The following is a 24,118-nucleotide window of genomic DNA, read 5'->3' as shown; positions in this document are numbered from 1 at the left end:
ACGAGATGGGCGCCGGCCTCGCTTGACCGGCAAATCGCGGGAATCACTCACGGATATCGATGGCCGACCGGTCGGAGTAGCGATAGCGTCAAGGTGTGGCCGATTCTTACACTGGTATCCGCGAAACCGGGCTCGCCGCGCATCGTGCGGGAGTGCGGCGTCTGCTGTCGAGCTACCGAGCCATCCCGCCGGATGCGAACGTGCGACTTGCAAAGAAGACGTCCAACCTATTCAGGGCGCGGACGCGAAGCAACACACCGGGTCTCGACGTCTCCGGACTGAACGGGGTCATCTCGATCGATCCCGAGTCCCGCACCGCCGATGTCGCGGGAATGTGCACGTACGAGGACCTCGTGGCCGCGACGCTTCCCTACGGACTCGCACCGATGGTGGTGCCACAGTTGAAGACCATCACCCTCGGCGGCGCAGTCTCCGGCCTCGGCATCGAGTCCACCTCGTTCCGCAACGGGCTACCGCACGAGTCCGTGCTCGAGATGGACATCCTCACCGGCAACGGGACCGTCGTCACCGCGACCCCCCACGGCGAGCACTCCGATCTCTTCCGAGCATTCCCGAATTCATATGGAACTTTGGGCTATTCGACTCGTCTCCGGATCGAACTCGAGCCGGTGAAGCGATTCGTAGCCCTGCGACACCTGCGGTTCACCGACCTCGGTGAGCTGCAGAATGCGGTGGACCGGATCGTCGAGGACCGGATGTGGGACGGCACCGCTGTCGACTATCTCGATGGCGTCGTCTTCACAGCGAACGAGGCGTACCTGACTCTGGGGGCGCAGACCGACGAACCCGGACCGGTCAGTGACTACACCGACATGGACATCTACTACCGGTCCATCCAGCACGAATCGATCAACCATCCCAAGACGGATCGGCTGACGATTCACGACTATCTGTGGCGGTGGGACACCGACTGGTTCTGGTGCTCGCGCGCCTTCGGGACGCAGAACCCCAAGATCCGACGGTTCTGGCCGAAACGCTACCGTCGCAGCAGCTTCTACTGGAAGCTCGTCGCGTTGGACCGAAAGTACGACATCGCTGACCGCCTCGAGTCCAGGAAGGGATTGCCACCGCGCGAGCGCGTAGTACAGGACATCGAGGTTCCCCTCGAGCGCACAGCGGAGTTCCTGAGCTGGTTCCTCGAGGAGATCCCGATCGAGCCGCTGTGGCTGTGCCCCTTGCGCCTTCGCGATCCCCGTCTGGGGGGAACCGACTCGAAACGATCGCGGACGCGCCGCAAAGCCGCACCGCGGCAGGATGGAATGGCCGCACCGCGGCAGGATGGACTGGCCGCACCGCGGCAGGATGGACTGGCCGCACCGCGGCAGGATGGACTGGCCGCACCGCGGCCGTGGCCGCTGTATCCGCTCGAACCGCACCGCACCTACGTCAACATCGGCTTCTGGTCGTCGGTGCCCATCGAGCCCGGCGGCCTCGCCGGCGCCGCGAACCGGCGAATCGAGGAGAAGGTCGCCGAACTCGACGGCCACAAGTCCCTGTACTCCGACTCGTTCTACGACACGGACGCGTTCGCGCTGCTGTACGGCGGCAACCACTACACCGAGATCAAGGAACGATACGACCCCGATTCACGACTGCTGGACCTCTATTCGAAGGCGGTGCAACGAAAATGACGATTCTCAAAACGAACTCCGACGCGGCTCAAAAGCTCAGTCTCGCGGAGATACTCGAAACCGTTTCCGATGGGGAGATTCCGCTGCGGTTCACCGCATACGACGGCAGCGCGACCGGACCGGAGGACGCACCCTACGGCCTTCGCCTGAACTCGACTCGCGGTACGACTTACCTGGCCACCGCCCCCGGCGACCTCGGCATGGCTCGCGCCTACGTGTCGGGCGACCTCGAGGCCGTAGGGGTGCATCCGGGTGACCCGTACGAGATCCTGGGAGCGATGGCCGACCTGCAATTCCGTCGCCCCTCGGCGAAGCAGATCGCGGCGATCACCCGGTCCATCGGCTGGGACAACCTGCTCCCCATCGCTCCCCCGCCGCAGGAACACCGCCCACGGTGGCGCCGGTTCGCAGAGGGCTTGCGACACTCCAAATCTCGTGATGCAGAGGTGATTCACCACCACTACGACGTCTCGAACACCTTCTACGAGTATGTGCTCGGCCCGTCGATGACCTATACGTGCGCCACGTACGAGTCCGAGGACATGAGCCTCGAGGACGCACAGGAGAACAAGTATCGCCTCGTCTTCGACAAGCTCGGGCTGAAGGAAGGCGACCGGCTGCTCGACATCGGTTGCGGCTGGGGCGGAATGGTCCGCTACGCCGCCCGCCACGGTGTCAAGACCATCGGCGTCACCCTCTCGCGCGAGCAGGCCGAGTGGGCGCGGAAGGCAATCGCCGCGGAGGGGCTGTCCGACCTTGCCGAGGTCCGGTTCTCCGACTACCGCGACGTACCGGAGACCGGGTTCGACGCCATCTCGTCGATCGGCCTCACCGAACACATCGGCGTCCACAATTACCCGTCGTACTTCGGGTTCATGAAGGACAAACTGCGAGCAGGTGGCCGACTGCTGAATCACTGCATCACGCGCCCCGGCAACCGCAGCAACGCCCGAGCCGGCTACTTCATCGACCGGTACATCTTCCCCGACGCTGAACTCACCGGATCGGGCCGCATAATCAGCGAGATGCAGGATGTAGGCCTCGAGGTGCGCCACGAGGAGAACCTGCGCGAGCACTATGCGCTCACCCTGGCTGGGTGGTGCCGGAACCTCGTCGAGAACTGGGACGCATGCGTCGACGAGGTCGGTGAGGGCACCGCGAAAGTGTGGGGTTTGTACATGGCCGGTTCGCGACTCGGCTTCGAACGCAACGTCGTTCAGCTACACCAGGTCCTCGCGGTCAAGCTCGGACCCAACGGTGAGGCGAACGTCCCGTTGCGCCCGTGGTGGAAGGGCTGATCCAGGAAACACCTGCCAGACAGAGAACGGCTCCCGACCGGTGGTTCCGGTCGGGAGCCGCTTTTCTCGGTGCTCCGCTAGCCCTTCATCGTCGCCGGCGGAGTGAAGCGGTCACCGTACTTCGCAGCAAGCTCCTCGGCACGGGCAATGAAGCCCGCCCTACCGCCCGGGTAGCCCGCGACGAACTGGCTGACACCACCGGTCCAGGCCGGGTAACCGATGCCCATGATGGAGCCGATGTTGGCGTCGGCGGTGGACGTGATGACACCCTCGTCGAAGCACTTCTGCGTCTCGATCGCCTCGATGAAGAGCATGCGGTCGATCAGGTCCTGGATCGGCGCCTTGTTCGAGCCGGACTTGAAGTTGTCCCGTAGCCCCTCCCACAGGCCGACACGCTTGCCGTCCTCGTAGTCGTAGAAGCCGGCGCCACCGAGGCGGCCCTTGCGGTCGTTGCCCTCGACGAGGAAGTTGATGACCTCGCCCGCCGGGTCCGCCGGAAGCTCCTTGCCCTCGGCCAACGCTGCAGCCTTCGTCTCGGCGCGGATCTTCTGCATCAGCGTCAGGTTCAGCTCGTCCGACAGCTGCAGCGGTGCCGCCGGGTAGCCGGCCTGCATGCCCGCCTGCTCGACGGTCGCCGGCTCAATTCCCTCGGCGACCATGGCGATCGCCTCGTTGACGAACGTGCCGATGACGCGCGAGGTGAAGAAGCCACGCGAGTCGTTGACGACGATCGGGGTCTTGCGGATCGCCTGCACGAAGTCGAAGACGCGGGCCAGGCTCTCGTCCGAGGTCTTCTCACCGCGGATGATCTCGACCAGCGGCATCTTGTCGACCGGCGAGAAGAAGTGGATGCCGATGAAGTCCTCGGATCGCTTGACGCCCGTGGCGAGGTCGGTGATCGGCAACGTCGAGGTGTTCGAACCGAGCAGGGCGTCCGGCTCGACGATGTCCTCGATCTCCTGGAAGACCTTCTTCTTCAGATCGGCGGACTCGAAGACGGCCTCGACGACGAAGTCGACGCCCGCGAAGTCGGCCGGGTCCGCGCTGGGCGTGATCCGGTCGAGCAGGGCCTTGGACTTCTCCTCGGTGGTCTTGCCGCGCGAGAGCGCCTTGGCCTCGAGCTTCTCGGCGTACCCCTTGCCCTTCTCGGCGGCCTCGAGGGTCACGTCCTTGAGGACCACGGGCAATCCGGCCTTCGCGCACACGTAAGCGATACCCGCACCCATCATGCCGGCGCCGAGCACGCCCACCTTCTTGATCTCCCGCTTGGGAACGTCCTTCGGCCGCGACGCTCCGGACCCGATGGCCTGCATGTCGAAGAAGAACGCCTGGATCATGTTCTTCGCGACTCGACCGGTGACGAGCTTGGTGAAGTAGCGGGACTCGATGAGCAGGGCGTTGTCGACGTCGACCTGGCTGCCCTCGACGGCAGCGGCCATGATCGCGCGCGGTGCCTCCATCGGGGCACCCTTGATCTGCTTGCGCAGGTTCGCCGGGAAGGCCGGCAGATTCGCGGCGAAAGCCGGGGTGGCGGGGGTTCCGCCGGGGATCTTGTAGCCCTTCTTGTCCCACGGCTGGAAGCCGGTCTCGGGGTTGGCCTTGATCCACGCCTTCGCGGCGGGCACCAGCTCCTCGACGGAGGAGACCAGCTCGTCGACCAGCCCGACCTCCTTGGCCTGCTGCGGCCTGCGCTGCTGACCCTGCAGCAGCATCTGCGTCAAAGCGGTCATCAGGCCGAACATGCGGACGGTGCGCACAACGCCGCCGCCGCCGGGAAGCAGGCCGAGGGTGACCTCGGGCAGGCCGATCTTGACGCCCTTGACGTCGGCCGCGATGCGGCGGTGGGTCGCGAGTGCGATTTCGAGGCCGCCACCGAGGGCTGCACCGTTGATGCACGTGACGACGGGCTTGCCGAGCGTCTCGAGCCGACGCAGGTCCGACTTGATGGTGTTGGAGTGTTCGTAGATCTGTTCGGCGTCCTCGGGTCCGACCTCGATCATGTTCTTGAGATCGCCGCCGGCGAAGAACGTCTTCTTGCCCGACGTCAGCACCACCCCGGTGATCGAGTCCTTCTCCGCGTAGAGGCGGTCCACGGTGGCCCGCATCGACGAGAGGTACCGCTCGTTCATGGTGTTCGCGCCCTGGTTCGGGTCGTCGATCGTGAGCACGACGATGCCGTCGGCGTCCTGCTCCCAGGCGATGATGTTCTGATCGCTCACTGTTCTCGTCTCTCCTGTCTGTCCGGTGAGCGTCAGACGCGCTCGATGATGGTGGCAACGCCCATGCCGCCGCCGATGCACAGCGTCACCAGGGCTCGCTTGGCGCCGCGGCGCTCGAGCTCGTCGATCATGGTTCCGGTGATCATCGCGCCGGTGGCGCCGAGTGGGTGACCCATGGCGATGGCGCCGCCGTTGACGTTGAGCTTCTCGTCCGGGATCTTCAGGTCCTTCTGGAACTTGAGGACGACCGAGGCGAACGCCTCGTTGATCTCGACCAGGTCGATGTCGTCGAGGGTCAGTCCGGTCTGCGCGAGCACCTTCTTGGCGGCGGGGGTCGGGCCGGTGAGCATGAGCGTCGAGTCGGCACCGGAGGTGGCGGTCGCGACGACGCGGGCGCGTGGGGTCATGCCCATGGCCTTGCCGGCCTCCTCGCTGCCCACGAGGAGCAGCGCGGCACCGTCGACGATGCCGGAGCTGTTGCCGCCGTGGTGGACGTGGTTGATCTTCTCGACCCAGTGGTACTTCTGCAGCGCGACGGCGTCGAAGCCGCCCATCTCGCCGATCGTTGCAAACGAGGGCTGCAGGCCGGACAGGCCCTCGGCCGTGGTCCCCGGCCGCATGTGCTCGTCGTGGTCGAGGACGGTGATGCCATTGATGTCCTTGACCGGGACGACGGACTTGGCGAAGTAGCCACCACTCCACGCCTTCGCAGCCAGGTCCTGGGAGCGGACGGCGTAGGCGTCGACGTCGTCACGGGAGAAGCCCTCGATCGTGGCGATGAGATCCGCCGAGATACCCTGCGGGACAGTGTAGTTGTCGTAGTTGGTGGCGGGGTCGTTGACCCACGCGCCACCGTCGCTGCCCATCGGCACGCGCGACATCGACTCGACGCCACCGGCGATGACCATCTCGTCCCAGCCGGACCGCACCTTCTGCGCGGCCATGTTCACGGCCTCGAGACCCGAGGCGCAGAAACGGTTGATCTGCACACCGCCGACGGTGTCGGGCATTCCGGCATCGGTGGCCGCGATGCGCGCGATGTCCATGCCCTGATCGCCGAGAGGCGAGACGACACCGAGAATCAGGTCAGAGATGCGGTCCTCGTCGAGCCCCGGGAATCGGTTGCGCAGTTCCTGGATCAGGCCGGTGACCAGCGAGATCGGCTTGACCGAGTGCAGTGAACCGGTCTTTTTTCCCCGGCCGCGTGGGGTTCGGATGGCTTCATAAATGAATGCCTCTGTGGTCACGGTGTTCCTTCCTGTTCACGTCTGCCGTGCACACTTCGGGTGCCGTCACGGCAACTCGTGCAACGCACAGATTTCGACAAATCCACCTTAGGAAGCGTTCCGGTGGCCGGAAAGGACCGAACCGATCCGGGTCTGTGACCGAGGCGATCACGTGCACCGGAACGTGTCCTTTCTGCGAACTTTGCCGTAGCCCGCTACCCTTCCGGGGGCAGCCGGGACTTCTGGAAGGGATTCGAGCATGGGTGGACCGAGGGGCCTGTCGCGGTCCGGAATGTCACGGCGCGGGTTCCTGAGCGCGGCCGCGCTCGGAGCTGCCGGTGCGGCGACGCTCGGCGCGAACGGGGCCGCCGGTGCCCGTAGTCGCGTGCGCAGCCAAGCGCCCGCGAACGGACTCCCCAGCCCCGACTCGATCACGGTCACCGATCCGGCCTTCCTCGACGCGGTGCAGGCAGCGAGCCTGCTGCAATCCGGCGCGCTGCATCCGCGCGAGCTGCTGGACGCCTGCCTGTCCCGCAGCACCGAGTTCGACGGCGAGATCGGCGGATGGATCCGGATCTACCCGGAGATGGCGTACGAGGCCGCAGACGCTGCGGCGGAGCGACTGTCCCAGCAGAGCGTGAGCACCAACGGCCCCGCCCCCCTGGTGTGCGGCCTCCCGCTGGCCCTCAAGGACCTGTTCGCCGTGTCGGGCCTGCCCCTGACCGCATCCAGCCGCGTTCTCGAGGGCAACATCGCGGCCGGGGATTCGACGGCGTGGCGCCGGCTCAAGGACGCCGGCATGGTCCTGCTCGGGCACGCCCACACCGACGAGTTCGCGATCGGCGTGGCCACCGAACAGGTCGGCAATCCGTGGAACACCGAGTTCTCCCCCGGCGGTTCCTCGGGCGGCAGCGCCGCGGTGCTTGCCGCGCGCTTCGTCCCGCTCGCGACCGGCACCGACACCGGCGGATCGCTGCGACTGCCGGCCAGCGCATGCGGAATCACGTCGATCAAGCCGACCTTCGGACGCTGCAGCGTCCGCGGGGTCATCCCGCTGACCTGGACCCGCGATCACGCCGGTCCCATGGGGCGCAGCGTCGCCGATGCGGCACTGATGCTCGGCTTCATGGCCGGTGCGGACCCGGAGGATCCGTGCACCGCGGTGGGCCCGGCGGTCCCCGACGGGGGCTATCCCCTGTCCGCGAAGGGCGGCCCCACACCGCTGTCCGGCAAGCGCTTCGGCGTGGTGCGATCGGATGTGGACGCACTGCCCGACGCGACACGTGTGCTCTTCGACGACTTTCTAGACCTCGTCCGGCGGCTGGGCGGCACCACCGTCGACGTCAAACTGCCGACAATGCCAGCAGACATAACGACCGGCGATTCCGCGGAGATGGGCAGTTACCACCGCCAGTTCCAGGACCGCATGGGCTTGTACCGGCTCTCCCGCGCCCCAGCCGCTGCCCTGGCGATCGGCTCCCTGGCGGTGCCGTCGATCGACTACATGACCGCGGCACGGAATCGGCTGGTCTACCAGCACGAATACAATCGGATGTTCGCCGACAACGACCTCGATGCGATCCTCGTTCCGGGTGCAAAGGCCGACGGTGTCAAGCGCCTCGAGATCGCGGGCGTCTCGGTCTTCACCGGCGTAATGGGAAACGTCGGTTGGGCCAACTACACGGGGGCGCCGGCGATCTCCACCCCCGCGGGACGGTCGGCGGCGACAGGCATGCCGTTCGGCGTCCAGGTCGGTGGCCGCCCCTGGGACGAGAGCACACTCATCGAGATCGTGCTGGAACTTCAGGCGGCCCGACCCGACTGGCAGGAGGCCCCGACCGTGGCGCCGGCCCCGCGCGAGATCCCGCGCGTTCAGGTCACCACTCCCGGTGCGGGCCCCGATCCCACCAACACCACCAACGTCGGGTTCGGCTTCCACTTCCTGCCGACCACCTCGACTGCCGCGATCTGACCGTCACCCGCTCGGCCCGGGCTCTTCGAGCCTCGGCAGCCAGATGACCAACGGCCCTCGCATCCAGCTCGCGACGGCGATGGAATACTGGTGACACTCCGTGCGAGCCGCGTGAGGTGACCGATGCTGAAGTGGTCGATTCCGGTCGGCCGGGTGTTCGGGATCCGGCTGTATCTGCACTGGTCGCTGCTCGCGACGCTCGCCCTGATCACGGCACTGCTGGCCGGATCAATTCTGCCCGCCGCCTATCCCGGACGGTCGATCGCGGAGTACTGGTCGGTCGGCGCACTGGCGGCCGTGGTGTTCGTGCTGTCGTTGGCAGCGCACGAGCTGGCACACTCCGTGGTCGCCGTCCACGACGGCGTGCCCGTCCGCCGGATCACGCTGTGGCTGCTCGGCGGAATGTCCGAGCTGCAGAGCGAGCCGAACGACCCGCGCACCGAATTGCGGATCACCCTTGCCGGTCCACTCACCAGCCTCGCGATCGGCATCGCAGCGCTGCTTCTCGTCGTGCTCCTCCGCGATGTAGCCGACCCAGTCGTCACTGGGTCACTCGCCTGGCTCGGGATCGCGAATGTCGTTCTGGCCGTGTTCAATATGTTGCCGGGCGCTCCCCTCGACGGCGGCCGGGTGCTGCACGCCGTGCTGTGGTGGCGCAGCGGAGACCGTCTGGCGGCCGCGGCCGGCGCCGCGCGCAGTGGCCGCGTCCTCGGGCTGATCCTGATCACGCTCGGCGGAATCCAGGTCCTGTTCACGCAGAACATCGGCGGGCTTTGGCTGATTCTGCTCGGCTGGTTCCTGCGCAACGCCGCCAACGTCGAGTTGATGAACGCATCGATGCGGCATCAGCTGGGTGACCTCGAAGTCGGCCAAATCATGACCCGGACACCGACCGTCGTCCACGCAGACGACGACGTCCGCACGTTCGTCGCCGACATCCTGCCACGGCTGCGTCACCGCACCTTCCCCGTGGTCGACCGCTCGGACCGGCCCGTGGGTGTGCTCTCGCTCCAAGATCTCACCCACGCCGCCGATCGCGCGGGCGTGATCGGCGGCCTCGCGCGTCCACTAGCTGACGAGGCTCGCATCCGTCCAGACGCCCGCGTCGAGACCGTGATCTCCACCGCCGTGCTGCGTCCGGGAATGGACCTGCTCGCGGTCGTCGACGCGAGTGGCCGCCTGGTCGGTATCGTCACGGCTACCGACCTGCGGCGCGTGTGCGAGCGGACATCGCTGGGACTTCCGCTCGAGCGACCACCGACCGACCCCGAGTGAGCCCGCTCGGTCTGGGATGTCCGTGTGGCGTCGCCCCCGGCGCGATCAACGCGTCCCGGCATCCGCTCCCGACGCCGCGGTCTCGTCGACGACGGCGTGCACAGACCAGTGCCCGGTAACCCATTCGGCCGTGGTCGGCCGACGAAACCCGGCACTGAGGAGCACCGAATCGATTGCCTTGAAGTCGAAATCGTCGCAACTCGGCATAAGCCCCCACCGAGGTGGCTTCCGTTCGCGGTGCACAACCCTCCCCGTCGCGTCACGGATCGTGAGGACCGTACACATCGGGTCGATGTTCACACAGGCATCGAACTGCGCCATACCTCCATGCTGCAGCGTGGAGGAGCAAAGGGGAAGGGTCGAGGGTCCTTCCTGTGTACGCGCGCGTAGTCAGCCGTCGATCTGGCGCGCGCCCAGGACCTCGGTGAGCAGTTCACCGGCCGCGTCGTCGGGGTCGACCCGACTTGTCTCCTCCACCGGGACGGCGGCCTCCGCCATCATCTCCTCCTCGTCTTCCGGCGTGGTCGGAGGCGGAGAAGCGGCGTAGCCGTCATCGACGGCCGACGGGGGCGGCGGTCCCGGATCGTCCGGGTAGTCGGGCGCCTCGGGCGGAATGTCGTCTGGGTCCGGTGCGGGTGGCCCCGACGGCGGCGGGACCGCGCGCGCCTGACTGGGCCGGGAGAAGCGCGGAGCGGCAGGCGCTTTCGCTTGTAGTTGCGCGGCGCTCACCGGTGCGTCCGACGCCGGGGTGGCGGCGTCCGCGGCGGCGCCATGTTCGCAGGTGACCTCCCAGTCACCACCGAATACGTCGTGCAGGGCCGCCCGGATGACGTCGCCGTTGCGGGGTTCGACCAGTCGCTTCGCCAGCGGAGCCGAGTCGTGGCCCAGCACCAAACGCGAGCCGTCCACCGTCTGCACGGTCGCACCGGACAGCATCACCTCGACCGTGCGACTACGCTCGCGCACCTTCGCTCGTACCTCGGACCAAACGGCGCGGATCGCGGCCGCGTCGGGACGGTCCGACGAAACCTGTTGCATTTGAGCAGGTTCCGGATCGGACTGACGGACGGGCTCGGGTTGCGGAACGGGAGGGGGCGCCGGAGCCGGGGTGGAGGTCGGCTCGGGCTCGGGCGTGGCCCGCGTCGCCTCCCGAGCGGGGGCGTCGACATCCGCCGTGCGGCGCTGGGACGGACGCTGATAAACCAGCCCCGTCGACGGCGGCTCTACGGCCCCGGGGCGAGGAGCGGCAGGGGGTGCAGTCGGCGCAGAGGGGGGCGGGGGCGCCGCGATTCCCCGCTCGATCCGCTCGAGCCGCTGCAACACAGCCGATTCCGCGTCCGTCGCCGATGGCAGCAGCATCCGGGCGCACATCACCTCGAGCAGCAGACGGGGGGCGGTGGCACCGCGCATCTCGCCGAGACCCGCGTGCGCCAACTCGGCATAGCGGGCCAGGGTCGCGGACCCGATCTTCTCGGCCTCCTCACGCATCCGTTCGAGCACGTCGCCAGGGGCGTCGACCAGGCCGCGTTCGGCGGCGTCCGGGACGGCGCGCATCAGGATCAGATCACGCAGGCGCTCGAGCAGGTCGACGGCGAAGCGGCGCGGGTCGTGACCGGCGTCCATCACCTTGTCGATGGTGCCGAACAGGCTGGCTCCGTCGTTCGCGGCCAGGGCGTCGACGGCCTCGTCGATGAGTGCGACGTCGGTGACCCCGAGCAACGCAAGCGCCCGCGCATACGTCACGCCCTCGTCGCCGGCGCCCGCGAGGAGCTGGTCGAGCAGGCTCAACGAATCACGCGGCGAGCCGCCTCCGGCGCGGATGACCAGCGGATACACCGCATCCTCGACGGGGACCTGCTCCTGCGCGCAGATCCTCTCGAGCAGCCCGCGCATTGTCGACGGCGCCAGGAGCCGGAACGGGTAATGATGCGTACGGGACCGGATAGTGGGGAGCACCTTCTCCGGCTCGGTGGTCGCGAAGACGAAGATGAGGTGCTCCGGCGGCTCCTCGACGATCTTGAGCAGCGCGTTGAATCCCGCTGTGGTGACCATGTGTGCCTCGTCGACTATGAACACCCGGTACCGCGACTCGGCGGGCGCATAGAACGCGCGGTCACGCAGCTCGCGGGTGTCCTCGACGCCGCCGTGGCTGGCGGCGTCGAGCTCGATCACGTCGAGATTGCCGGCACCGCCGGGACCGAGCGCGACACACGACGCGCACACCCCGCACGGATTGGACGTGGGCCCCTGCACGCAGTTGAGCGACCGCGCGAGGATGCGGGCCGACGACGTCTTGCCGCACCCCCGAGGCCCCGAGAACAGGTAGGCGTGGGTGATGCGTCCGGCGTCGAGCGCGGTGCTCAGGGGCTCGGTGACGTGCTCCTGACCCACCACCTCCGCAAAAGAAGCCGGTCGATATTTCCGGTACAGGGCCACGGCGAAAGACTACCGGCGATCACCGACAGTTCGCGGCAGGCGTCGCGCTCCACGCGTCCCCTCCAACCCGAGTGCGGAGAGATTTCCGAAACACGGACGAAACATGGTTGCCGCGAGCCGGAAACTGCGGCAGGCGAAGGTCGATGCTCGCGTGCGGTGACACCCGCCGGTGAGGAGAAGTTCACATGCTCGAGACAATCGATCCCGCGACTACCGCGTGGCTACTGGTCTGCACGGCCATGGTCCTGCTGATGACGCCCGGCCTCGCCCTGTTCTACGGCGGCATGGTCCGCTCCAAGGGCGTGCTCAACATGATCATGATGAGTTTCATCGCGATCGCCCTGGTCACGGTGGCGTGGCTGTTCGTCGGATACAGCCTCGCGTTCGGCGACGACGTCGGCGGCGGACTCATCGGTGGACTCGAGCACTTCGGCTTGGCCGGGATCACCCCCGACACTGCGACATCCGGGGTGCCCGAGTTCTTGTTCGCGACGTTCCAGCTGACGTTCGCCATCCTCACCGCCGCGCTGGTCAGCGGTGCAATCGCCGACCGTGCCAAGTTCTCGTCGTGGATGATCTTCGTCCCGCTGTGGACGCTGCTGGTCTACGCTCCCGTCGCTCACTGGGTGTGGGGCCCGGACGGCTGGATCTCCAAGCTCGGCGCGCTTGACTTCGCGGGCGGCCTGGTCGTCGAGATCGTTTCCGGCGCGTCGGCGCTGGCATTGGCCCTCGTGCTCGGCCCCCGTATCGGGTTCCGCAGCGACCCGATGCGTCCGCACAACCTCCCGCTGGTCCTGCTCGGTGTCGGCCTCCTGTGGTTCGGCTGGTTCGGCTTCAACGCGGGCTCGGCCCTGGCCGCGGACGGCCTCGCCGCCGCAGTGTTCCTCAACACCCTTGTCGCCGGCTGCGCTGGTCTGCTCGGCTGGCTGTTCGTGGAAAAGACGCGGGACGGCCACCCCACCACGTTCGGTGCCGCCTCGGGTGTCGTCGCCGGTCTGGTTGCCATCACCCCGTCGTGCGGGTACGTCAGCATGGTCGGTGCCGCCGTAATCGGCATCCTCGCCGGTGCCGTGTGCTCGTTTGCGGTGGGCTGGAAGTTCCGCTTCGGCTACGACGACTCCCTCGACGTCGTCGGTGTGCACCTGGTCGGCGGCATCGTCGGCACGTTGCTGATCGGTCTGCTCGCCGCTCAGGTGATGACCGGCGGTGTGGAGGGGCTGCTGTACGGCGGCGGGTTCACCCTCCTCGGCAAGCAGATTCTCGTGATCGTCGTCGTCGGCCTCTACGCCTTCGGTGTGTCGTTCGGCATCGGCAAGCTCATCGACCGTGCGATCGGATTCCGCGTCACCGCCGAACAGGAGACCTCCGGCATCGACCTGGCGATGCACGCCGAGACGGCCTACGAGCACGCCGTCCTCGCACACGGTCCGCAGCAGGGACTGCAGCACGGCCTGTTCTCGCGTGAGCACGAGCATGAGCAGCCGCGTCAGCGCCCCGAATCGGAGAAGGACGGGGTCTGACGATCCCTCCGGGGCGGATTACCTTCCCTTGGCCGCCTTCGCGGCGGCCTTGGCAGCCTGCTTGAACTCGCGAACCCCGAGGGCGCCCACCGGTCGACGACATCAGCGATCGACCGGCGGGCGCCCTCGTCGCCGTAGGTGCCCGTGAGGTGAGCCCTTCGCAATGGTCCACACGCTGTGCGGCACAGCTGCCCGAGGGGCGGGCGGGAAGAATCAGCGACGACATGGCATCCAACAAGCGGCGGCGGCATACGCCGGATCAGATCATCCGCAAGCTCGCCGAGGGCAACTAACTCCTCGGGCGGGCCAGGAACTCGACGAGGTGTGCCGACACCTGCAGATCGCCGAGTCGACGTGGCATCGCTGGCGCGCCCAGTACGGCGGCATGAAAGCTAACGACGCGAAACGGCTCAAAGAACTCGAGGCAGAGAACGCCCGCCTCAAGAAGCTGGTGGCCAACCAGGCACTCGACATTGACATGCTCCGGGAGATTGCGGCGGGAAACTGTTGACCCCGAACCGCAAACGCAGTGCCGTCATGATGCTGCGTGAGCGGTTCGGGGCATCTGAGCGCCGCGCTTGTACGGTCGTGGGCATCCACCGGTCCACAATGCGACTCAAACCGCGACCTCTCTGCACTGAGGAAACCGAGTTGCGTGCCTGGCTGCGCAGGTTTTCCACTGAGCGGCCTCGTTGGGGGTGGCGGCGGGCAGCCAAGGTCGCCCGCCGAGCCGGCCGGAAGGTCAACAACAAGCGTATCCGCCGACTGTGGCGTGAGGAGGGCCTGCGGGTGCCGCAGCGCCGTAAGAGGAAGCTTCTGAACGGCTTTGGTGTCGCCGCTGCCGCGATGTCACCGATTCGTCCGAACGCGATCTGGGCGATGGACTTCCAGTTCGACACAACGGCGGATGGCCGCACCATCAAGATGTTGAACGTAGTCGACGAGTTCACCCGCGAAGCCCTGGCCATCACTGTGGATCGCTGCATCGACGCCGACGGAGTCGTGGCAGTCGTGGACCGCCTCGCCCGCGAGCGAGGCGCACCGAGCTACGGGCGCTTCGACCACGGTCCCGAATTCGTGGCTCAGGCTGTCAACGATTGGTGCCGGTTCACCGGTGCCGACTCGCTATTCATCGAACCCGGCGCACCCTGGCAAAACGCGTGGATCGAGTCATTCAACGGCCGTCTACGCGACGAACTGCTCAACGCGTGGCATTTCGACTCGCTGCGCGAAGCTCGCGTGATCATCGAAGACTGGCGCCTTGACTACAACACCAACAGACCCCATTCCGCCCATGACGAACTCACCCCAGCCGAAGTCGCCCAACGATGGGCTACCCCCCGTCGACACCACGCTGGATAGCAACCGGATCATCGAAGCTGGATGGAGAGGATCACCCCCGCTTTGCTACCATAAAATAGCTAGATGCTCCTTTGTATATATTCTCAGCGTCGATAATCTGAAAATTGCGACTTTTAAGCAGATCGTCCAGCTCAGAGCTTTTCAGCCTTCTCACAGGGATGGGAATTATTCCAATTTTGCTCAATATTCGGAAAAGTAGTATCTGGATACCAACTAGAAGTGACATCTTATCCCGCAGACAGGGTGTCACCGAAATGACGAGCCCTTGGGGCTTCAGTAACGCATGCATTCTTTCCACAACCTTGTGAGGATTAGGAACTGTATGCAACACATTGAAAGCCAGAATCGCATCGAACGTTCCTTCTTCGTATCTCTTGTCAAAGATATCAGCCTGTACGAAAGTTACGTTCGCGACGCCACTGGCAGCAGCTTTCTCATCTGCTAGTTCAATCATTTTAGATGAGATGTCAAGGGAATGAATCTCCTTAACCTCACTTGCAAGCTCACAAGATGTGGTGCCTGTTCCGCATCCATAATCTAGAATAATATCGGCGCCCTTGAGGTGCTTCTTAGCATTTTCTCTGCTTTTGGTATGGATGTACTCAAATCGTTCCTCGGTTTTATCGTATTTGCTTGCAGATTTATCCCAGAATGCTTCCGGTTCATTCACTTCCCAAGTCCCCTCTCGCTACTTTGCTACTACTCATCAACAACGATAGCCTCGGTCCACTGACAAGGCGGCTCCGAACATTCGAATGCGTTCCAACGCCGCTGGATACAGCGGCCTGGCAGGACGTCGCCACAGGCCGCCTCGAGTTCCCGCCCAGAAGTTCGCGGGCTGACCTACTTCCCCTTGACTGCCTTCGCCGCTGCCTTGGCCGCCTGCTTGAACTCGCGAACTTCGAGGAGCGTCTGCCCGTCGACGACGTCGGCAATCGACCGGCGGGCGCCCTCGTCGCCGTACGCGCCGGACGCGTCGCGCCAGCCGGGCACCTGCATGCCGATCTCCTCGAATACAGCGACAGCCGGATGCCAGGGCGCGTCCGGGAAGAACCGATGCCGTTCCGGCGGAATACATCTCACCGGACAGTGGGTACCGAGACACCTAGATGGCCAGATCACGCCGCCTGAACAACGCGACTCCCCCCGCCGTCAGTACCACCGCGACCGCCACCATCCACATCAGCGGCGTGCCCGTCACGTCAGCTGCAGGAACGGGCGGGACATGACTGAACGGCGACAAGTTGCGAATGAAATCAGGCAATCCGAGCAGTGGACCGAGTAACCCGAACAGCAGGAACAACGCGAGTGCGGCCCAGGAAAGCCCTGAAGCCCACAAGGGGAGGCCGCCGAAAAGCAGAACGGCAACGGCGGCCACCACCAGGATTGCAGGCACGAAGACCAACGCCGCCGCGCTCAGATCGGCCACATTGCCCGCCACATCCGCTGTGACCAGACCATATGCGAGCCCCGTGGCGACACCGGTGAGTAGCTGCAAGGCAACCACACCGGTCACCACCACCGCTAAGTGGGCTGACAGCCAGCGGGGGCGCCCCACAGCTGTGGCCAGGACTGGCTCGAGCCGCCCCGCCGCCTCCTCTGCACGCATCCGCAGCAGTGCCTGAATCGAATAGGCGCCCACCGCAATCGCCATCGTGCCGAAGATGGTCGCGAAGTAGGCGTCCACCATGTCGGAGGTGCCTCCAAGTTTCCCCATCACCTCTGTCACCTGGTCGCCCTCACCGAGGAAGTCGTCGATTTGCTCGCCAACCCCGCCGTAGACGAGTGCGATGAATCCGATACCCACCGCCCACCAGAAAAGAACGCTTCGTTGGATCCGCCAGGCCGATCCGAGCGGTGTCGGCAGGGTTCGCGATGCGCGGGCGGGCCCTCGCCTGGTAGCGACCAATCCGGCGCCGAGATCTCGTCGTTCGGTCAAGAAGAACGCGAGCGCTACGGTTGCGAGGGTGAACAGCGCCGGCAGTACGAGTACCCACCAGTCATTGTCGTCGTAGGGGCGAATCTGCTCGGCCCAACCGATCGGCGACAGCCATGAGGCAAAGCCGCTGACCACCCGCGTGCCTCCAGCCTCGACGGTTCCGGACATGTCACCCACGGCGCGCAGCACGAAAGCCGCGGCAAGGGCGGCGCCTGCGAGCCCATTGGCCGCTCGCGCTCCCTCCGTTACCTGTGAGGTGACTGCCGCGATGCCCGCGAAAGAAATTCCCGCGCCGGCAATCGCAAGTCCGATCGCCAACGACCCACCCAGAGGCAGCCCCTGTGCCATCAGGACCACAACACTGGACACTGCCAGAATCGCGTTCGCCGCCACCGCAACCGTCAGGGCAGCGGTAAGAAACGCCTTCCGCCCTACGACCGCGGCCTCGACAAGCTCCGCCCTGCCTGTCTCCTCGTTCTGCCGGGTGTGGCGAACCACGAGCAAGATGCTCATCAGGGCGGCCCCCAGCGAGAGCGGCATGACGATCTGGCTCGCGACCACTGCACCCGCGGTGTATCCGGAGATGATTCCGTTGGTGGCCAGCGCAACAGGCGACTGCGCGGTCGCGATGGCGATGCTGAGGAGGTCAGCCTCTGTCGGGTAGAGCCCCAGGACGCTCGAGACCGAAATCGCCTCCAGCACGACAAGGGCGAACAGCCAAACCGGAAGTTGGATCCGGTCGCGCCGTAGCGCCAACCGCACGAGCCGACCGGTTCCGGCGAATTGTGTCCCCATCAGTGGACCTTCGATTCGGCTGGCCCATGGTTCTCGCCCTCGCGCGCGAGTTCGTCGCCGTAGTGTCGAAGGAACAGTTCCTCGAGGGTCGGTGGCGCCGAGGTGAGCGACCTGATCCCGAAGGTCAGCAGGTAGTGCAGCACACCGTCCAGTTCGCTGGTCTCCACCTCGCAGCGCACGTGCAGCCCGTCCACCCGCGCGTCGAATACACCTGTCACCGAATCCAGTCCAGTCACCGGCTTTTCGGTTTCTGCGGTAACTGACGTCCGGGTGAGGTGGCGAAGCTCGGCCAGCGTGCCCGACTCCACGGTCCGCCCTTCCCTGATGATGCTCACACGATCACACAATGCCTCGACCTCGGCGAGGATGTGGCTGGACAGCAAGACGGTTCTTCCCGCACCCGACACCTCGCCGATACAGTCCCGAAAAACCGAATCCATCAATGGATCCAACCCAGACGTCGGTTCGTCGAGGACATAGAGATCGGCGTTCGATGCGAATGCGGCCACGAGCGCAACCTTCTGCCGATTGCCCTTCGAGTAGGTGCGGGCCTTCTTCGTCGGATCGAGCTCGAACCGCTCGAGCAGGTCGCTTCGTCGAGACTCGTCGAGGCCGCCGCGCAAACCCGCCAGAAGGTCGATCGCCTCACCCCCCGTGAGGTTGGGCCAGAGGCTGACGTCTCCCGGCACGTAAGCGATTCTGCGGTGAAGCGAGACCGCGTCCTTCCAGGGATCACCCCCGAGCAACCGCGTACGCCCGGAATCAGCCCGCAACAGTCCCAGCAGCACCCTGATAGTCGTCGATTTACCGGAACCATTGGGTCCGAGAAATCCGTGCACCTCACCGGTACCCACTTGCAGGTCCAACCCGTCGAGAGCCCTTGTGGCCCCGAATGTCTTGACCAGCTTCTCCACCGAGATCGCAGCAGTCATGGATGGGACGGTACCCCGACAATGCGCTCGGACAGGCGGCTTCAGGTCCAGACGCCGCCTTGCGGACGCGGCTGCGCCGGCCAAGATGCTCCGAGACTCGCGTCTGCTGTACTGAAGTGGAACTGCACGGTGGTCTCCGAGACAGCTAACACATACGACCGCCTGGCTGATTCCAACGGGATCTGACCAACCATGCTGAGACCGCAGGAACTCTCGCGAACCAGAACGGACTATCAGACTGTTGTGTCGATCTCACACTCGATCGCTTCCATTGATGGAAAACCCGAGCAGCTGTCGCCGTCTGTTCCGACAGATGAACTGTCAGGAAGCCGACTTCGGCCACTTTCTGGCCGTCGCCGACAGCATCGCTGAGCTTCGACCCAGCCCATCGCCTCTGTCCGGGATGACGAGATCGCGGTGCTTTCGGGAAGTGTTAACCTATCCGGCTACCCATCGACAGGAGGGCCAACCATGGCAGTGACCGCAAACGTGGCAAAGCAGAAGCTGGAGAAGCTGATCCAGCAGGTCAACGACGACTGCCTACCCATCGAGATAGTCACCGACGAGGGCAGTGCAGTGTTGGTGCCCAAGGACCACTTCGATTCACTCGAAGAGACCGCGTACCTGTTCCGCAACCCGGTTATGGCTGAGAGGTTGATGCAGGCGTACGAACGGTTCAAGCGGGGCGAGTTCATCGAACGTGAGCTGATCGAGGAATGAGCGAGCACATGGACGAAACCGAGTACCTCCTGAGTTCACCGGCCAACGCCGACCGTCTGACGTCCGCACACGAGGCATCGCTTCGTGGTGAAGGCGTCGAACGACAGCTGATCGAGGAGTGACCGAGCTGATGGACGAAACCGCGTACCTCCTGCGTTCACCTGCTAACGAGGCATTCCTGGCGGAAAGCATCGCGGAACTCGAGCGCGGCGAAGTGGTGCACACGATCCCGGACCCGAACAGCGGCGGCTGGATTCGGCCCGAGAACTGACCTACTTCCCCTTGGCCGCCTTCGCCGCTGCCTTGGCGGCCTGCTTGAAGTCGCGCACCTCGAGGAGCGTCTGCCGGTCGACGACGTCGGCGATCGACCGGCGGGCGCCCTCGTCGCCGTAGGCGCCCGCAGCCTCACGCCACCCGGGCACCTGCACGCCGATCTGTTTTCCCAAGAGTGCCAGGAAGATCCGCGCCTTCTGGTCGCCGTATCCGGGCAGTGCCTTGAGGCGCTTCAGCACCTCCTTGCCGTCCGGCTCACCCGACGTCCAGATCGCGGCGGTGTCGCCGTCGTAGTGCTCGGCGATGTACGCACACAAGGACTGGATGCGCTGGCCCATCGACTTCGGGAACCGGTGCACAGCCGGAGGCTGCGCGCACACCGAGATGAAGTCGTCCGGGTTCATCTCCACGATGGTGTGTACGTCGAGGCCACCGAGACGGTCGTCGAGCTTCTTCGGTCCCGCGAAGGCCGTCTCCATCGGCACTTGCTGGTCTAGCAACATTCCGATCAGCAGGGCCAACGGGTCACTGGCCAGCAGTGCATCGGCCGCTGGATCACCCGTGAGGTTCAGATTCGGCATCCGGCCAGTCTAGGACCAGCAGTACGTCAGTGTCTCTCGGTCTAGTCGACAGGAGTCGAAGTCGCGCCGGAAGGAAGGTGATGCCGTCCAGGCCAGCTGTGTTACTGCCGCCGCATCTCTTCAGCCGCCTCGGCTGTGCGCAAGGCGGGGTCTTCGTCGTCGGCGAGCTGTATCTCGAGTTCGTGGAGCTTTCCGGCGAACGCGAACGGCGCTTGGTAGCGGGCCGAGACCGCCGACCCGTCGTCGTAGCCGATGCTCGAACCGGTGGACGAGATCATCCGCATGAACGCGGCCGTGTCGACCGAGCCCGCGGCCTGCCCGTTCACCTCGACGCTGATCGTGCCGGAGCGGCCGGTGCCGCGCGTCACCCGGGCGACCAGTGTGGCATCCCCTGCCGGGATGATGTTGTCCGACTCGACGATCGAATGCTCGCCGAACGCGTTGTAGTCCACCACAAGCCGGCCGGATTGGACGAACACCGAGATGCCTGAGTTCTCGTTGCCGGTGGCGAACAGGACGCCATCTTGTTCCGCGGTGCGGGTGACATAGGCGGTGACGTGAAAGCTGCGGCCACCGATGGCCGCGCTCGACCCCATTTGCAGTGGCGACATCGGTGGCCGGTACACGTAGCGTCTGTCGGCCGGGTGCGGCGAATTGTTGCGGAAGCGGACGCCGAACAGTTCGATGGTGCGGTCATCCAGTGGCAGCGCTCCGTTTCGTTCGGCCTCGCTCCACCAGAGCTTGATGAGCTCCTCGAGCCGCTCGGGCTGATCGCTTGCCAAGTCGTTGCACTCGGACCAGTCGGTCGCGAGGTGATAGAGCTCCCATCTCTCCGTGTCGAAGTCGTCGCCATGTATGTGTCGACAGACCGCTTTCCACTCACCGTCGACGATGGCGCGGCTGCCCATCTGCTCAAAGAACTGCACCGAGTTCGTCGCCGGGGCGGCAGGATCGTCGATGACACTTGCAAACGAATGCCCCGTCACCGGGAGCTGCTCGATTCCCTGATAGGTCTGCGGCGGTGTGACACCGACGAGTTCGTAGATCGTCGGCGCGATGTCGGATACGTACGAGAACTGGTCGCGTATCGACCCGCGTTGGTCGGCCGCGATCCTGCGGGGGTAGTGCACGATCAACGGCACGTGAACACCCCCCTCATGGGTGTTCTGCTTGTACCACTTGAATGGGGTGTTGCCGCACTGTGCCCAGCCCCACGGATAGTTGGTGTGGCTGTGTGGGCCCCCGATTTCGTCGATACGGCCGATCAGGTCGCTGGGCACGTCGACGGCACCGTCGAGAAGGCTGTTGAAGAATCGCATCTCGTGCAGGACCCCGAAAGGTCCCCCTTCCTGAGACGCGCCGTTGTCGGAGAGAACGAGCAGCAGCGTGTTGTCCAACTGGTCCAGGTCGCGCAGGCCCTCCACCAGGCGGCCGATCTGGTCGTCGGTGTGATCGAGGAAGGCGGCGAACGCTTCCTGCAGCCGGCAGGCAAGCTTGCGCTGGTCCTCGCCGAGCTCATCCCACGGGTCGACACCGGGATTTCTCGGGGCCAACTGCGTTCCAGGTCTAACCACGCCGGTCTCGAGCTGTCGCTCAAACCACTTCTCTCGAAACACATCCCAGCCTTCTTCGTACTTGCCTCGGTACTTGGACAAGTAGCTCGCCGGCGCCTGGTGGGGGGAGTGAGTGGCTCCGAAGGGCAGATACAGGAAGAACGGGCGGTCAGGACGGACGCCCTTGGAGTCCGTCACCATCCTGAGGGCCTGATCGACGAGATCTTCGGAGAGGTGGTAGCCGTCCTCAGGCCGCCCCGGCGGATCGATCGGATGGTTGTCACACACCAGCTGCGGGTGAAACTGGTCGGTCTCGCCGTCGAGGAACCCGTAGAAGCGGTCGAACCCGCGTGCCAGCGGCCAATGGTCGAACGGGCCCGCTGCCGAGCACTGCTCCGACGGGGTGAGATGCCATTTGCCGACGCAGAACGTCGCGTAACCCTCCTCTCGCAGCACTTCCGCGATCGTGGTGGCCGAGCTGGTGATGTGACCCAACTGGTGCGGGAATCCCGTCCGAAAGTTCGCCACGCTGCGCATGCCAACGGCGTGCTCGGAGCGGCCGGTCAACAACGCTGCGCGCGTCGGTGAACACACCGGTGCCACGTGAAAGTTGGTGAACCGCAGTCCATTTTCAGCCAATGTATCTATATTCGGGGTTTCGATGTCCGAGCCGTAGCACCCGAACTGAGCAAAGCCGGTGTCATCGAGCAACACCACCACGACATTGGGAGCCTCGGGGCTGGGGTGCGGCGGTTCGTCATACCACGGTTGGGACTCGGCAAGGGTCCGCCCGATGATTCCTTCGAAGCGAGGTGCACGCATCATTTCGTGATGCCCCATTTCTGAGTCGTGCGTCGTCGAACCGATCCCGCCGACTCGAGGTGCGCACAAGCGGGTGTTCTGACGAGGATATTTAGAGCGTAGAACTATCGGGGTGGGTGTCAACCGTGGCAGAAAGACTCGACACCAGGGATATAGACGACCGCCTGAGATGGCATGCCCGACGCCGTGCCATGAGTTCCGTTCAGGGCTTGGGGCTACTGGTTCTTGGTGAGCGCGTGCTCGGCCGCCGCCAGTAGCACACAGGTAGCGACACCATCCATCGCCTTGGCGAGCTCGTCCATGGACGGGAAGCTCGGGGCCAGGCGGATGTTCCTATCGGCGGGATCCTGCTTGTACGGGAAGGCCGAACCGGCTGCGGTGAGCGCGATGCCGGCTTCCTTCGCCAGCTGGATGACCCGCTTGGCGGTTCCGTCGACGACGTCGAGGCTGATGAAGTAGCCGCCCTTGGGGTCGGTCCACGACGCGACCTTCGACGCACCCAGCCGGTCTTCGAGGATCTTCCGGACGAGCGCGAACTTGGGGGCCAGGATCTCGCGGTGCTTGTCCATGTGCGCGCGGACCCCCGCAGCGTCCTTGAAGAAGCGCAGGTGGCGCAGCTGGTTGACCTTGTCCGGTCCGATCGTCTTCTTGCCTAGGTGCTGCAGGTACCAGGCCACGTTCTGCGCGGAGCCACCGAAGAAACTCACACCTGAGCCGGCGAAGGTGATCTTGGACGTCGACGCGAACACCAGCGGACGGTTCGGGTGACCGGCCTCCGCGGCCATGCCGAGCACATCGAGGACAGGAGCACACTGCGCAACCAGCGGATGGACCGCGTAGGCGTTGTCCCAGAAGAGGCGGAAGTCAGGGGCCGCAGCCGGCATCGACACCAGGGCGCGCGCTATGTCCTCCGTGTACACCGCCCCGGTCGGGTTCGAGTACGCCGGTACGCACCACATGCCCTTGATCTGCGGATCGGAGGAGACCAGTTCGATGACCTTCGACATGTCCGGGCCGTCGTCTCGCATCGGGATCGCGATCATCTCGACGCCGTAGGACTCGGTGATCGCGAAGTGGCGGTCGTAGCCCGGCGCCGGGCACAAGAACTTCACCACCGGCTCCTGCGACCACGGACGCGGCGAATCCGAAGTGCCGTGCAACAGCGAGAACGCGATCGTGTCGTGCATGATCTCGAGGCTCGCGTTGCCACCGGCGACCAGGTTCGCCGTCGGGATGCCCAGCAGCTCGCCGAAGATCGCGCGCAGTTCCGGCAGGCCGGCCAGGCCGCCGTAGTTTCGGCAGTCGGTGCCGTCAGCGTCGCGGAAATCGCCGTCGCCCGGCAGGGAGAGCAGATCCAACGACAGGTCCAACTGTTCCGGTGCCGGCTTGCCGCGGGTGAGATCGAGTTTCAGCTTCTCCGCCTTGAGCTGCTCGTACCTCGCTGTCTGACGCTCGAGCTCGGCGCGAAGCTCGTCGTGGCTCATCAACCCGATTTGGGTCTGGACAGGCATACGGGCGGCCTTTCACCGACGCGAGTTGGTCG

General features: G+C 65.3%; 17 protein-coding genes and 2 pseudogenes. 8 read left to right on the top strand and 11 right to left on the bottom strand.

Going from position 1 to position 24,118, the window contains the following annotated elements; genetic code table 11:
- The first annotated feature begins 95 nt into the window (after window positions 1-95).
- Window positions 96-1,652, top strand: a complete 1,557-nt coding sequence (locus tag EGT50_RS16320) for an FAD-binding oxidoreductase (RefSeq protein ID WP_127955708.1) — start codon at window positions 96-98, stop codon at window positions 1,650-1,652.
- Window positions 1,649-2,950, top strand: coding sequence for a class I SAM-dependent methyltransferase (locus tag EGT50_RS16315; RefSeq protein WP_127955707.1), 1,302 nt, complete (start codon window positions 1,649-1,651; stop codon window positions 2,948-2,950). Before EGT50_RS16320 ends, EGT50_RS16315 begins: the two co-directional genes overlap by 4 nt.
- 77 nt (window positions 2,951-3,027) lie before the next feature.
- Here the strand turns inward: EGT50_RS16315 and EGT50_RS16310 are convergent, their stop codons facing one another.
- Window positions 3,028-5,169: a 3-hydroxyacyl-CoA dehydrogenase NAD-binding domain-containing protein gene (locus EGT50_RS16310; protein WP_127955706.1), complete on the bottom strand. Its 2,142-nt coding sequence runs from the start codon at window positions 5,167-5,169 to the stop codon at window positions 3,028-3,030.
- A gap of 32 nt (window positions 5,170-5,201) precedes the next feature.
- Entirely contained in the window at window positions 5,202-6,416 is a 1,215-nt protein-coding gene (locus tag EGT50_RS16305; RefSeq protein ID WP_127955705.1) for an acetyl-CoA C-acetyltransferase, read from the bottom strand.
- Window positions 6,417-6,687: 271 nt separating this feature from the next.
- Here EGT50_RS16305 and EGT50_RS16300 point away from each other — a divergent pair, with 271 nt between their 5' ends.
- Both EGT50_RS16300 and EGT50_RS16295 read left to right on the top strand, forming a co-directional pair.
- Complete coding sequence (locus EGT50_RS16300; RefSeq protein ID WP_408014655.1) at window positions 6,688-8,367, top strand: amidase; 1,680 nt, start codon at window positions 6,688-6,690, stop codon at window positions 8,365-8,367.
- Between the two features lie 123 nt (window positions 8,368-8,490).
- A complete protein-coding gene (locus EGT50_RS16295) occupies window positions 8,491-9,642 on the top strand; it encodes a site-2 protease family protein (RefSeq protein ID WP_127955703.1) in 1,152 nt (383 codons plus the stop codon).
- Between the two features lie 45 nt (window positions 9,643-9,687).
- Here EGT50_RS16295 and EGT50_RS16290 read toward each other — a convergent pair whose 3' ends face one another.
- Both EGT50_RS16290 and EGT50_RS16285 read right to left on the bottom strand, forming a co-directional pair.
- Window positions 9,688-9,963: a hypothetical protein gene (locus tag EGT50_RS16290; RefSeq protein ID WP_127955702.1), complete on the bottom strand. Its 276-nt coding sequence runs from the start codon at window positions 9,961-9,963 to the stop codon at window positions 9,688-9,690.
- 69 nt (window positions 9,964-10,032) lie between these two features.
- The gene (locus EGT50_RS16285; RefSeq protein WP_127955701.1) at window positions 10,033-12,078 is read right to left on the bottom strand and encodes a DNA polymerase III subunits gamma/tau; all 2,046 of its coding nucleotides are present in this window, start codon (window positions 12,076-12,078) and stop codon (window positions 10,033-10,035) included.
- A 185-nt stretch (window positions 12,079-12,263) separates the two neighbouring features.
- Between EGT50_RS16285 and EGT50_RS16280 the strand changes: the two genes are divergently transcribed.
- Both EGT50_RS16280 and EGT50_RS16275 read left to right on the top strand, forming a co-directional pair.
- On the top strand, window positions 12,264-13,598 hold the full coding sequence (locus EGT50_RS16280) for an ammonium transporter (RefSeq protein ID WP_127955700.1): 1,335 nt from the start codon (window positions 12,264-12,266) through the stop codon (window positions 13,596-13,598).
- Between the two features lie 224 nt (window positions 13,599-13,822).
- Window positions 13,823-14,960, top strand: a pseudogene (locus EGT50_RS16275) (IS3 family transposase).
- A gap of 31 nt (window positions 14,961-14,991) precedes the next feature.
- On the opposite strand, the gene EGT50_RS16270 reads toward EGT50_RS16275, so the two are convergent.
- The 4 genes and pseudogenes from EGT50_RS16270 to EGT50_RS16255 all read right to left on the bottom strand — a co-directional run bounded on the left by EGT50_RS16270 (window position 14,992) and on the right by EGT50_RS16255 (window position 18,626).
- Window positions 14,992-15,630, bottom strand: coding sequence for a class I SAM-dependent methyltransferase (locus EGT50_RS16270; protein WP_127955699.1), 639 nt, complete (start codon window positions 15,628-15,630; stop codon window positions 14,992-14,994).
- A gap of 173 nt (window positions 15,631-15,803) precedes the next feature.
- Window positions 15,804-15,956: pseudogene (locus tag EGT50_RS16265) on the bottom strand (HhH-GPD-type base excision DNA repair protein); the annotation flags it as partial.
- A 109-nt stretch (window positions 15,957-16,065) separates the two neighbouring features.
- Window positions 16,066-17,694: an ABC transporter permease gene (locus tag EGT50_RS16260; protein ID WP_127955698.1), complete on the bottom strand. Its 1,629-nt coding sequence runs from the start codon at window positions 17,692-17,694 to the stop codon at window positions 16,066-16,068.
- Window positions 17,694-18,626 carry an ABC transporter ATP-binding protein gene (locus tag EGT50_RS16255; RefSeq protein ID WP_127955697.1) on the bottom strand — a complete coding sequence of 311 codons (933 nt, stop codon included), beginning with the start codon at window positions 18,624-18,626 and terminating at the stop codon, window positions 17,694-17,696. The genes EGT50_RS16260 and EGT50_RS16255 overlap by 1 nt, the downstream gene beginning before the upstream one ends.
- Before the next feature lie 471 nt (window positions 18,627-19,097).
- On the opposite strand from EGT50_RS16255, the gene EGT50_RS16250 reads away from it, so the two are divergent.
- Window positions 19,098-19,346, top strand: coding sequence for a type II toxin-antitoxin system Phd/YefM family antitoxin (locus tag EGT50_RS16250; RefSeq protein ID WP_127955696.1), 249 nt, complete (start codon window positions 19,098-19,100; stop codon window positions 19,344-19,346).
- Between the two features lie 130 nt (window positions 19,347-19,476).
- Window positions 19,477-19,617: a type II toxin-antitoxin system Phd/YefM family antitoxin gene (locus tag EGT50_RS17115; protein ID WP_164873430.1), complete on the top strand. Its 141-nt coding sequence runs from the start codon at window positions 19,477-19,479 to the stop codon at window positions 19,615-19,617.
- A 1-nt stretch (window position 19,618) separates the two neighbouring features.
- Here EGT50_RS17115 and EGT50_RS16245 read toward each other — a convergent pair whose 3' ends face one another.
- The 3 genes from EGT50_RS16245 to EGT50_RS16235 form a co-directional block, all read right to left on the bottom strand.
- Entirely contained in the window at window positions 19,619-20,200 is a 582-nt protein-coding gene (locus EGT50_RS16245; RefSeq protein ID WP_127955695.1) for an HhH-GPD-type base excision DNA repair protein, read from the bottom strand.
- 101 nt (window positions 20,201-20,301) lie between these two features.
- Window positions 20,302-22,578, bottom strand: a complete 2,277-nt coding sequence (locus EGT50_RS16240) for an arylsulfatase (RefSeq protein ID WP_127955694.1) — start codon at window positions 22,576-22,578, stop codon at window positions 20,302-20,304.
- Window positions 22,579-22,790: 212 nt separating this feature from the next.
- Window positions 22,791-24,086, bottom strand: coding sequence for an aminotransferase class I/II-fold pyridoxal phosphate-dependent enzyme (locus tag EGT50_RS16235; protein ID WP_127955693.1), 1,296 nt, complete (start codon window positions 24,084-24,086; stop codon window positions 22,791-22,793).
- Window positions 24,087-24,118: the final 32 nt, after the last annotated feature.

Origin of the sequence: Rhodococcus xishaensis (genome assembly GCF_004011825.1) — a bacterium.
Lineage (GTDB): Bacteria > Actinomycetota > Actinomycetes > Mycobacteriales > Mycobacteriaceae > Prescottella > Prescottella xishaensis.
The sequence above is the reverse complement of the archived record's forward strand: the minus strand, read 5'-3'. Positions and strand labels throughout refer to the sequence as shown.

Coding starts and splice junctions, on each gene's coding strand:
- EGT50_RS16240 (WP_127955694.1), bottom strand. CDS start 22,578: ATGATGCGTGCACCTCGCTTCGAAGGAATCATCGGGCGGACCCTTGCC.
- EGT50_RS16300 (WP_408014655.1), top strand. CDS start 6,688: ATGTCACGGCGCGGGTTCCTGAGCGCGGCCGCGCTCGGAGCTGCCGGT.
- EGT50_RS16295 (WP_127955703.1), top strand. CDS start 8,491: ATGCTGAAGTGGTCGATTCCGGTCGGCCGGGTGTTCGGGATCCGGCTG.
- EGT50_RS16245 (WP_127955695.1), bottom strand. CDS start 20,200: ATGCCGAATCTGAACCTCACGGGTGATCCAGCGGCCGATGCACTGCTG.
- EGT50_RS16260 (WP_127955698.1), bottom strand. CDS start 17,694: ATGGGGACACAATTCGCCGGAACCGGTCGGCTCGTGCGGTTGGCGCTA.
- EGT50_RS16235 (WP_127955693.1), bottom strand. CDS start 24,086: ATGCCTGTCCAGACCCAAATCGGGTTGATGAGCCACGACGAGCTTCGC.
- EGT50_RS16290 (WP_127955702.1), bottom strand. CDS start 9,963: ATGGCGCAGTTCGATGCCTGTGTGAACATCGACCCGATGTGTACGGTC.
- EGT50_RS16255 (WP_127955697.1), bottom strand. CDS start 18,626: ATGACTGCTGCGATCTCGGTGGAGAAGCTGGTCAAGACATTCGGGGCC.
- EGT50_RS17115 (WP_164873430.1), top strand. CDS start 19,477: ATGGACGAAACCGCGTACCTCCTGCGTTCACCTGCTAACGAGGCATTC.
- EGT50_RS16315 (WP_127955707.1), top strand. CDS start 1,649: ATGACGATTCTCAAAACGAACTCCGACGCGGCTCAAAAGCTCAGTCTC.
- EGT50_RS16250 (WP_127955696.1), top strand. CDS start 19,098: ATGGCAGTGACCGCAAACGTGGCAAAGCAGAAGCTGGAGAAGCTGATC.
- EGT50_RS16280 (WP_127955700.1), top strand. CDS start 12,264: ATGCTCGAGACAATCGATCCCGCGACTACCGCGTGGCTACTGGTCTGC.